The following is a 10223-nucleotide window of genomic DNA, read 5'->3' on the forward strand; positions in this document are numbered from 1 at the left end:
ACGGTGTGCCGGCCCGCGACCTCCTGGAGGAGCTCCGCCAGCACCTCCTCGTTGGTCCAGCGCGGCCGCCAGCCCGCCGCGTGCAGCCCGCTGACGCTGACCACCCACGGGTGCATCGTGTACGCGAGGTCCCCGGCCGGGGACGGCGTCAGGCCGATCCGGTGCAGCCGGGCCGCCGCGCCCAGGGCGACCGCCGAGGGCAGCTCCATGCGGCGGATGCCGCTCAGCTCCTCGACCTCCTCCTGCTCCAGCCACCCCTCGCAGCCGACCGCCAGCTCCCCCTCGGCCTTCTCCAGCGCCGCGTACTCCAGGGCGCTGACCAGGTCCTCGACGTGGCAGAACTGCCAGGTGGGCCGGGATCCCGCGACGACGAGCAGGCGCGGGGACTCGAAGTACCGGGTCAGCGCGGTGTCGGTGCCGCCGACCAGGACCGCCGGGCGGACCACCGTCACGTTCAGCCCGGGGTGCGCGCGGGGCGCCCGGCGGCCCAGGCGCTCGATCTCCAGGAGGTCGCCGACCCCGGTCGCCTCGGCGGTGGCGCGCAGCTCGGAGTCCTCCGAGAGCGGGATGTCGTTGTCCGGGAGGGCCCCGTAGACCATCGCGGAGGTGCACAGCACGACCCGGTGGACCCCGGCGGCCGCTGCGGCGGTCAGGACGGTCTGGGTGCCGCGCACGTTGTACGCGGTACGGGCCGCCGGGTCCGTCTCCAGGTCCAGGTCGAGCGCGAGATGGACGACGACGTCGGCGCCGCGCAGTTTCTCCGCGATCGCGGGGTCCCGTACGTCCAGGACGTGCCACAGCGCGGCGGCGCAGTCCCCGCGCCGCTCGTCGATGGCGACGACCTGCTTGACCTCGTCGGATGCGGCGAGGCGGCTCACCAAGGCCGCGCCGACCCCGGACGCGGCGCCGGTCACCGCGATCACGGGGCTGCGCCGTCGGGATTCGGCGTGGTTTCGCGGCTGGCGAACGCCGGGGGCGCTGTCACCGTGCTCAGGGCGGATTTCGGCGTCGTGCGGCGCGCGAGCCTGCGGATCTGGGGAACTCACCGGGCGTCTCCAGCGGTTGTCTTCAGTAGGGACGCGCCGTGACGCGTACCCACCAGGTGATGTCCATCCTGCCGCAGCCCAGGAGTCGGCGGAGCACCGAGCCCGGAAGCGGGAGTGGTGTCTACGCTGGGTGGTGTTGTCGGACCATTGCCCGTCGGCTCCCGCCGGCGGCCCTACGAGCCGAGGAAACCCGTGAGCGACACCCCATTCGGATTCGGCCTTCCGCCGGAGGAGCCGGAGAACGGCGACGAGGGCAAGAAGGGCGGACAGGGCGGTCCCGCGAATCCGTTCGGGTTCGGCCCGGGCGGCCTGCCGGGCGGTGCGGACAATCCGTTCGCCGCGATGTTCGGCTCGATGAACCCGAACGACCTCGGTGCCGCCTTCCAGCAGCTCGGCCAGATGCTGAGCTACGAGGGCGGTCCGGTCAACTGGGACATGGCCAAGGACATCGCCCGCCAGACCGTCGCGCAGGGCACCGCGGACGGCGTGAAGGACGTGAGCGTCGGCGTCGCCGAGAAGTCGGCGGTCGAGGAGGCCGTGCGCCTCGCCGACCTGTGGCTGGACGGGGTGACCTCCCTCCCGTCGGGCGCCAACGCGGCCGTGGCCTGGAGCCGCGCCGAGTGGGTCGAGGCGACCCTCCCGGTGTGGAAGGAGCTCGTGGACCCGGTCGCCGAGCGCGTCGGCACGGCCATGGGCAGCGTCCTGCCCGAGGAGATGCAGGCCATGGCGGGCCCGCTGCTCGGGATGATGCGTTCCATGGGCGGGGCCATGTTCGGCCAGCAGATCGGCCAGGCCGTGGGCACGCTCGCGGGCGAGGTCGTCGGCTCGACCGACATCGGGCTGCCGCTGGGCCCGGCCGGGCGGGCGGCGCTGCTGCCGCTGAATATCGAGAGCTTCGGCAAGGACCTCGGCGTCCCCTCGGACGAGGTCCGGCTGTACCTGGCCCTGCGCGAGGCGGCCCACGCCCGTCTCTTCGCGCACGTGCCGTGGCTGCGTTCGCACCTGTTCGGCGCGGTCGAGGGGTACGCGCGCGGCATCAAGGTGGACACCTCGAAGCTGGAGGACGTGGTCGGCCAGCTGGACCCGTCGAACCCGGAGCAGCTCCAGGAGGCGCTCCAGGGCGGCATGTTCCAGCCGCAGGACACCCCCGAGCAGAAGGCCGCGCTGGCCCGCCTGGAGACGGCGCTCGCGCTGGTCGAGGGCTGGGTGGACGCGGTCGTGCACGAAGCGGCCAAGCCCCGTCTGACCTCGGCCGACGCGATGCGCGAGACGATGCGCCGGCGCCGGGCCTCCGGCGGCCCCGCGGAGCAGACCTTCGCGACGCTGATCGGCCTGGAGCTGCGGCCCCGGCGGCTGCGCGACGCCTCGCGGCTGTGGGCCTCGCTCACCGACGCGCGCGGCGTGGACGGCCGCGACGGGCTGTGGGAGCACCCGGACATGCTGCCGACGGCGTCCGACCTGGACGACCCGGACGGGTTCGTGCACCGTGAGCAGCTGGACTTCTCCGAGATCGACAAGATGCTCGGCGAAGCGGCCCAGAAGCGCGACGAGGACGGCGACGACAAGAAGTGAGCCTGCACGAAGACGCGGTCCTCGTCCTGAAGCGGTACGAGGACCAGCCCGAGCTGCGCGACCTGTACCTGGAGCACCTGGCCGCCCACCCGGACGGGGTCTACAAGCCCTGCCGGGCGGGGCACGTCACCGGCAGCGCCCTGGTCGTCGACCCGGCGGGCGGGCGCGTCCTGCTGACCCTGCACAAGAAGCTCGGCATGTGGCTCCAGATGGGCGGGCACTGCGAGCCCGGTGACGCCACCCTCGCGGACGTCGCGCTGCGCGAGGCCGTCGAGGAGTCGGGGATCGCCTCCGGGCTGACGCTGCTGCCGGGCGGCCCGGTGCGGCTGGACCGGCATGCGATCCCGGCGCCGTGCAACTGGCACCTGGACGTGCAGTACGCGGCGCTGGCTCCGGCCGGTGCGGTGGCGGAGATCAGCGAGGAGTCGCTGGACCTGCGCTGGTTCCCGTACGAGGAGGTGGCGGCGGTCGCCGACACCTCGGTGGTGCGGCTGATGGCAGCCACCCGGGCGCGCCTCGGCGGCTGACCTGCGGACACACGCAAAGGGGCGGTCCCGCGCGGGGCCGCCCCTTTGCGCCGTGCCGGATCAGTTCCAGGCGTTGTTCTGGTTCTGGGCGTGGGCGCCGTGCTGGCCCATGCCGAACTGCGCGGCCACGCCCTGCCCGAGCTGGGCGTTCTGCGGCGGGAGCACCTCGCTGGGCTGGACCAGGGCGAAGCCGGTGCCGAGGAAGCTGAGCTCCCAGCCCTCACCGGTGTTGCCGCGGCGCCGCCACACGCCGGTGGAGTGCGTCTGGGCCTGCATCTGCACGCGCAGCGAGGTGGACCAGGCGACGATCGCGTCGGCGTCGGCGTTGACGTACTTGTCGGGCGTGACCTGCATCATCAGCGGCTGCCCGGAGGTCATCAGCGCGACCTTGCCGCGGCCGCTGATGTTGAGCTGGTACTTGCCGGAGCCGGAGATCCCGTACTGGCTGTCGACCGCGATGGCCTCGGTGTGCAGGGTGGAGTCCAGGGCCAGCACGTAGCTGCTGTCGACGGTGAGGCCGTCCTGGTCCACGTCCACGACGTGCACGTACTGGGCGAGGTTGGCCAGGTAGACCGTGCCCTGCCCGGAGCAGCGCATGAGGTCGAGGCCCTCGCCGGTGCGGGCGCGGGCGGTGCGCTGGGTGGTGCTCTGGTACTCGCCGTCGAAGTCGATGATGCCCTGGTAGGCGACCATCGCGCCCTTGCGGGCGAGGACGTCGTCGGAGCCGCTCAGCGAGACCCGCAGGAGCTGGGGGTTCTGGACGGTGTACCGGTCCTGGGACTGCGCTTCCGCGTAGCCGAAAAGTGAGCTCTGCATGATGTGTCCGCTCCCCCTCAGCCCCGGGTCCGGAGCCGGTCGGTGCTGTCCTCGCTGGGCTGTACGACGACGATGCCCTGGCCGGAGAAGGCCATCTGGTAGGCCTCCCCGCTGCCCCGGCCGATCATCGACGAGGCCTTGAAGCTGCGCTTCCCCTTGACCTTGAGGTTCGGGGACCAGGCGACGAGCGCGTCCGGGTCCACGTACGTCTCGTCGTCGCCGCGGCCGCAGTCGACCACGATCGGGGTGCCGCGGGAGGTGATGGCGACCCATCCCGTGCCGGCGACCTGGACGTTGAAGAGGCCCTGGCCGGCGAACTTCGCCATGCCCTTGACCCGCTCGACGCCCCACTGGAGCTGGGCGTCGAAGGCGAGGAGGTTGGTGCCGTTGACGGAGAGGGCGTCGTTGTTGAGGTTGATGCAGACGACGTCGGCGCCGTAGTCGGCAAGGTAGAGCAGGCCGTCGCCGGTGCACTTCATCAGCGGGGCGCCCTCGCCGGTCAGCCACTGCGAGGCCATCTGGCGCACGGCCGGCGGGTTGGGCTCGTACTGGACGAAGCCCTCGTACGCGACCATCGAGCCGGTGCGGGCGAAGAGGTCCTGGCCGCTCTGCATGGCGACCCTGAGCATGGAGCGGCCGTGGTTCTCCATGCGGGCCGTGACGGGAGTGGGGGCGTAGCCCGCGAGCTGCTGGTTCATTGCGTTCATGGCGTTCATGTGGGGCTCCCTCAGACCTCGTACGGCTGGACGACGATGAAGTTGCCGGGAGCACCGCGGAACTGGAGGTTCACGGTCTCCCCGCTGTGGCCGGGGTAGGCGTTGCGCCGCAGGCGCACCTGGCTGGAGATGATCACCTGGGAGGCGGCCGACCACGCGACGATGGCGTTGCTGTCCGCGAAGGTGGTCGGGGTGACGGGCAGGACGACGGGGACGCCGTGCGTCTTGACGATCACCGTGCCGGAGCCCTGGAACAGCATCGTGAACAGGGCGCCGCCGGGGATGCCGTGGCCCTCGATCCGGCGGACCTCGTGCTGGAGGGACTCGTCGAAGGCGAGGACGGACTCGGCGGAGACGCAGATCCCGTCGCCCTGGAGCTCGATGGCGTGCAGGTGGGCGCCGTTCTCGGCGAGGAAGACCTGGCCGCGGCCGGTGCAGCGCATCAGCTGCATCTCCTGGCCGGTCGCGTTGCCGACGATGCGGCCCGCGAAGCCGGCGCCCTTGTAGCTGAAGTCGACCTTGCCCTGGTAGAGGACCATGCTGCCCTGGCGGGCGAGGACGGCCTGGCCGCCCATCGACAGGTCGACGCGCATGAGCTGCTGGTTCTGCGGGGTCCAGCGGGCGCCCGTGGGGGCTTCCTTGTACGGCTGGAGGGCGGCGGCGAGGCCGGGAGCGGCCCCGGCGGCGGCCTGCGGGGCCTGGCCGTAGGGGGCCGGCGGCTGCTGGCCGTAGCCGGGCTGCTGGCCGGGTACCTGGCCGTACGCGGGCTGCGGCTGCTGACCGTAGGGCGCGGGGGCCGGGGCCGGGGGCGGGACCTGGCCGCCGTACGAGGCGTGCGGCTGGTGCTGGCCGCCGTACGAGGGCGGGCCGGGCTGCTGCGGCGGGTGGGGCGGCTGGCCGTACGGGGCCGCGGGGGCGGGCGGGGCCAGCGGGGCGATCATGGTCGGCGCCGAGTGCACCGGCACGGGGGCCGGGGGCTGCTGCTGCGGCGCCGCGTAGGGCGCGGGCTGCTGCGGCTGCTGGGCCGGGGCGGCGAAGGACGGGGCCGGGGCCGGCGCGACCGCCTGCGGCGGCGGTGCGAAACCGGGTGCGGCGGCCGGCGGCTGGGCCTGGGCCGGTACCTGTTGCTGCGGCTGCTCCTCTTCCTCGGCGACCTCGCCGCCGAAGTTCTTCAGCAGCGCGGCGAGTCCGCCGTCGAAGCCCTGGCCGACGGCGGCGAAGCGCCACACGTCCTTCAGGTAGAAGTCGCCGATCATCAGCGCGCGTTCCGTGCTGAACTCGGAGCCGGTGAAGGAGTACCGGACGACTTCCTCGCCGCCGGCCACGATCCGGATGTAGCCGGGGCCGATCTGCGACATCTGGCCCGGGCCGTCGAGGGTGGCCGTGAAGGACAGCTTGTGGATGGCCGCCGGCACGCGGTCGAGAGTCACCCGGAAGGATTCCGTGTCACCGGCCTGCTCGCCGAGTTGCTGGATGGACTCCTCCGGCGACTTCGGCTGGTTGTAGAAGACGAAGTAACGGTCGTCCGAGAGCTGCTCGTTGGCGTCGAGCCCGAAGCAGCTGATGTCGAAGGCGAGCCCGGGCCCGGCGATCTGGACGCCCACGTACAGATCGGTGCCCGCCGTCAGATCACTGATCTTGGCCTTGTGGCCGCGTTGGAATTCCCTGGCCATACGTCCGACCGTCCCCCATCCCGACTGTGAATCCGTGCCGCTGGATCCGCGCGGCTGCGTGCGTGCCGCTCAGGCTAACGGCTCCCGCCGACATCCGGCCAAGTCGGTACCGACCCGGTACACAACCGCCTTCCGTGACAGAAGGTCATTCCTCGCGGGCGCCCGGGATCCGCGGAAGGCGCTCCGCCGCGACCACTCCTTCGAGGAAGCCTCGGGCCCGCTCCGTCTTGGGGTAGGCGTCGAGCAGCTCCCAGAAGCGGGGGCCGTGGCCGGGCACCAGGAGGTGTGCCAGCTCGTGGAGCAGCACGTAGTCGACGACGTACTCCGGCATGCCCTGGAGGCGGTGGGAGAGCCGGATGCTGCCCTCGGCGGGGGTGCAGGAGCCCCAGCGGGTGTTCTGGTTGGTGACCCAGCGGACCGAACTCGGGCGGGCCCGGCCGTCGAAGTACTGCTCTGACAGACGTTCGGCGCGTTCGGTGAGTTCCGTGTCGCCGAGGGTGCGCTTGTTCTCCTGGGCGGCGAGCTTGTCCAGCATGACGCCCACCCAGCGGCGCTCCTCCGCCTCGGACATCCGGGCAGGGATCAGCACCACCGTCCGGTCACCCTCGCGGTAGGCGGAAACGGTCCTGCGGCGGCGCGCGCTCCGGCGGACTTCGACGGCGCGCTGGGGTGGGTCGGCGGACACGCCTCGAAGGTACCCGGTCGTCGCGGCGGAAGTCCCGCACGTCCGCGGTTCGAACGTGATCGATCCGGCGGTGCTGCCGGGAACACACCCTTCCTCCATCTCATATGCCTAATACCCCTTGCCTGTGGACAAATTTCCGCGCGGTGCGCGGCGGCCGGGCAAGGTGGCCGAAGGCACGGGGAGTCCGTCCGAAGACCGGTTTCAGGGGGAAGTCATGTATCCGAAGGTGAAGCCCGCGCTGGCACGGGCCTGGCGGGATCTGCAGACGGTCCAGTTCGGCGTGACGCCCGCGCACGCGGTGGTGCTCGGGCCGGTGGACACGGCCACCGGCTCGCTCATCGACCGCGTCGACGGGACGCGGGGGATGGAACTGCTGCGGGCCGAGGCCCGGGCGATGGGGCTCGCGGAGGGCCGGCTGGACGAGCTGGTGCGGCGCCTCGCGGCGGCCGGGCTGCTCGACGACGTCACCGCGGGAGGGCCGCGGGCCCAGGCGGTGCGGCGACGCCCCGAGGTCCTGGAGCGGCTCGGGCCCGATCTGGGTTCGCTCTCCCTGGTGCACCGGGATCCCGGAGGTGATTTACGGGGCCTCGCGGCGCGGCGGGCGATACGGGTCCAGGTGCGCGGGAGCGGCCGGGTGGGGGCGGTCGTCGCGGCCGTCCTGGCGGGGGCCGGGGTGGGGCGGGTCGAGGTGCTCGACGGGGGCCGGGTGACGGGGGCCGACGTGGCTCCGGGCGGGCTGGGTCCCGCGAGCGTGGGCCGGCTGCGGGCCGAGGCGGCGGCCGCCCTCGTGCGGGAGTCGGCCCCGGGCCGGGCTCCGCGCGCGGGGGATCCCGACGGGCCGGGGCCGGCGCCGCCCGCGCTGGTGGTGGTCGCGCCCCGGGACGGGCTCCAGGCGTGGGCCCCCGATCCGGCGACGGCGGCCGACTGGGTGGCCGCCGGCACCCCGCACCTGTACGCGGGGGTGCTGGAGGGGACGGGGCTGGTCGGCCCCCTGGTGCTGCCGGGCGGCACGGCCTGCGCCGGGTGCATGGAGCGCGACCGCGTCGACCGGGATCCGGCCTGGCCGCGGATGCTGGTCCAGTGGCGGTCGGCGCACCGCCGCCGCGCCACGGCGGCCTGCGATCTGGGGCTGTCCACGGCGGTGGCGGGGCTGGCCGCCTCACACGCCCTGGCCTTCCTCGACGGGGAGCTGCCCGCCTCGACCGCCGCCCGCTGGGAGGCCGCCCTCCCGGGGCTGCACTGGGAGCGCGTTCCGCTGCGGCCGCACCCCGACTGCCCGTGCGCGGCGGCGGCTCCCGCCGTGGGCGCCGGGGCGGTGCGGTCGTGAACGGCCTGACTCCCGCCGGACCGGGGGCGGGTGCCCGGGTCCGGGGGTACGGGGGGCCATGACAGGATGCGCGGGGGGCCGAGGGGCCGTCCCGGAACCGCCGCTCGCGGCGCTGCCGTCTGGGAACTGGAGGGGCGAATGTCTGATCTTCCCCGGAAGGCGGTCACCCGTACCGTCAAGCTGGCCGCGCTGCCGCTCGGCATCGCGGGACGCGCGACCTGGGGGCTGGGCAAGCGGATCGGCGGGAAGTCGGCCGAGATCGTGGCCCGTGAGCTCCAGCAGCGCACCGCCGAACAGCTGTTCCGCACCCTCGGCGAGCTGAAGGGCGGTGCCATGAAGTTCGGGCAGGCCCTGTCGGTGTTCGAGTCGGCGCTGCCCGAGGAGGTCGCGGGCCCGTACCGGGCGGCGCTGACCAAGCTTCAGGAGGCGGCCCCGCCGCTGCCGGCGGCGCGGGTGCACCAGGTGCTGGCGGAGCGGCTCGGCGAGGACTGGCGTGAGCTGTTCGAGGAGTTCGAGGACAAGCCCGCCGCGGCCGCCTCGATCGGGCAGGTCCACCGGGCGGTGTGGCACGACGGCCGGCAGGTGGCGGTCAAGGTCCAGTACCCGGGGGCCGGAGAGGCGCTGCTGTCCGACCTCAAGCAGCTGAGCCGGTTCGCCGGGCTGCTCGGCCCGCTGATTCCGGGCATGGACATGAAGCCGCTGATCACCGAACTGCGCGACCGGGTCGCGGAGGAACTGGACTACGAGCTGGAGGCCGAGGCCCAGCGCACCCACGCCGACGCCTTCGACGGCGACCCGGACGTGGTGGTCCCCGACGTCGTGCACCAGGGCGACCAGGTGCTGGTGACGGAGTGGATGGAGGGCATCCCGCTGTCGGAGATCGTCGCCGACGGCACGCGGGAGGAGCGCGACCGCGCCGGGCAGCTGCTGGCCCGGTTCCTCTTCTCCGGGCCCGCGCGCACCGGGCTGCTGCACGCCGATCCGCATCCGGGGAACTTCCGGCTGATCCCGGGGGCGGACGGCCGGATGCGGCTGGGCGTGCTCGACTTCGGCACGGTCGACCGCCTGCCGGGCGGCTGGCCCAAGCCCATAGGCCGGTCCCTGCGGATGACCCTGGACGGGGACGCCGAGGGGGTCTACGGGCACCTGCGCGCCGAGGGGTTCGTGAAGGAGTCCATCGACCTCGATCCGGACGCGGTGCTCGACTACCTCAAGCCGATCATCGAGCCCGCCGAGGCCGACGAGTTCACCTTCACCCGGCCGTGGCTGCGCGGCCAGGCGGCGCGGATCGCCGATCCCCGCTCCCCCGCGCACCAGTTGGGACGGCAGATCAACCTGCCGCCCTCGTACCTGCTGATCCACCGGGTCTCCCTGAGCACCATCGGGGTGCTGTGCCAGCTGGGAGCGACGGTGCGGCTGCGCGACGAACTGGAGGCCTGGCTGCCGGGGTTCCTGCCCGAGGGCTGAGCCCCGGGCCGAGCCCGCGGACGGCCGCGGTCACCACCAGGCGGAGTCGAGGCGGCCCTCGATCGCCCGGAGGTTGGCGCGCGCGCAGTCGACGCAGAAGTACTGTCTGGTCCCGTTCTCCACCGAACAGGTCCAGGTGGGCGGGGCACCGTCCGGGGAGCGGGCGCCGCAGCGCGCGCAGACGACGGGCTGGGCCCCGGGTCCCGGCGGGGCCGGGTGGGGAGTCTGCTGGTCCACCTCCAGACGATATCCCCGCGCAGGCGCGGCCGGCCCCGCAACGCACCGGGGGGGGGGGGGGGGGGGGACCGGGGCGCCCCGGGGGGGGAGGGGGGGGGGCGGGGGGGCCCCCCGCGCCGGAGGGGGAAGGCCCGGGCGAGGCCGCCGGGGGCGCGCA

10 protein-coding genes are annotated in these 10223 nt (G+C 73.6%); 4 read left to right on the top strand and 6 right to left on the bottom strand.

Annotation, left to right across the window (positions count from 1 at the left end; genetic code table 11):
* Nucleotides 1–1046 (bottom strand): SDR family oxidoreductase (locus ACFV0Q_RS31470; RefSeq protein ID WP_385009906.1); only part of this gene is annotated, 1046 nt, incomplete at its 3' end.
* Between the two features lie 192 nt (nt 1047–1238).
* Here ACFV0Q_RS31470 and ACFV0Q_RS31475 point away from each other — a divergent pair.
* Both ACFV0Q_RS31475 and ACFV0Q_RS31480 read left to right on the top strand, forming a co-directional pair.
* Nucleotides 1239–2618 (top strand): zinc-dependent metalloprotease, encoded by a 1380-nt coding sequence (locus ACFV0Q_RS31475; RefSeq protein WP_385009908.1) that lies wholly within the window; start codon nt 1239–1241, stop codon nt 2616–2618.
* Nucleotides 2615–3145, top strand: coding sequence for an NUDIX hydrolase (locus ACFV0Q_RS31480; protein ID WP_385009910.1), 531 nt, complete (start codon nt 2615–2617; stop codon nt 3143–3145). The genes ACFV0Q_RS31475 and ACFV0Q_RS31480 overlap by 4 nt, the downstream gene beginning before the upstream one ends.
* A gap of 60 nt (nt 3146–3205) precedes the next feature.
* Here the strand turns inward: ACFV0Q_RS31480 and ACFV0Q_RS31485 are convergent, their stop codons facing one another.
* From ACFV0Q_RS31485 to ACFV0Q_RS31500, 4 genes are all read right to left on the bottom strand, one after another.
* Entirely contained in the window at nt 3206–3961 is a 756-nt protein-coding gene (locus ACFV0Q_RS31485; protein ID WP_385009911.1) for an AIM24 family protein, read from the bottom strand.
* A 17-nt stretch (nt 3962–3978) separates the two neighbouring features.
* Nucleotides 3979–4659: an AIM24 family protein gene (locus ACFV0Q_RS31490; protein WP_385009921.1), complete on the bottom strand. Its 681-nt coding sequence runs from the start codon at nt 4657–4659 to the stop codon at nt 3979–3981.
* Nucleotides 4660–4688: 29 nt separating this feature from the next.
* On the bottom strand, nt 4689–6350 hold the full coding sequence (locus ACFV0Q_RS31495) for a TerD family protein (RefSeq protein WP_385009913.1): 1662 nt from the start codon (nt 6348–6350) through the stop codon (nt 4689–4691).
* Between the two features lie 145 nt (nt 6351–6495).
* Nucleotides 6496–7134: a M48 family metallopeptidase gene (locus tag ACFV0Q_RS31500; protein WP_385009914.1), complete on the bottom strand. Its 639-nt coding sequence runs from the start codon at nt 7132–7134 to the stop codon at nt 6496–6498.
* Between the two features lie 115 nt (nt 7135–7249).
* On the opposite strand from ACFV0Q_RS31500, the gene ACFV0Q_RS31505 reads away from it, so the two are divergent.
* Together ACFV0Q_RS31505 and ACFV0Q_RS31510 are read left to right on the top strand one after the other, a co-directional pair.
* Nucleotides 7250–8362 carry a ThiF family adenylyltransferase gene (locus tag ACFV0Q_RS31505; protein WP_385009916.1) on the top strand — a complete coding sequence of 371 codons (1113 nt, stop codon included), beginning with the start codon at nt 7250–7252 and terminating at the stop codon, nt 8360–8362.
* Between the two features lie 138 nt (nt 8363–8500).
* A complete protein-coding gene (locus tag ACFV0Q_RS31510) occupies nt 8501–9829 on the top strand; it encodes an ABC1 kinase family protein (RefSeq protein ID WP_385009918.1) in 1329 nt (442 codons plus the stop codon).
* A 30-nt stretch (nt 9830–9859) separates the two neighbouring features.
* On the opposite strand, the gene ACFV0Q_RS31515 is transcribed toward ACFV0Q_RS31510, so the two are convergent.
* On the bottom strand, nt 9860–10066 hold the full coding sequence (locus ACFV0Q_RS31515; protein WP_385009919.1) for a hypothetical protein: 207 nt from the start codon (nt 10064–10066) through the stop codon (nt 9860–9862).
* Between the last annotated feature and the right edge of the window lie 157 nt (nt 10067–10223).

Origin of the sequence: Streptomyces sp. NPDC059564, assembly GCF_042735575.1 — a bacterium.
GTDB lineage: Bacteria > Actinomycetota > Actinomycetes > Streptomycetales > Streptomycetaceae > Streptomyces.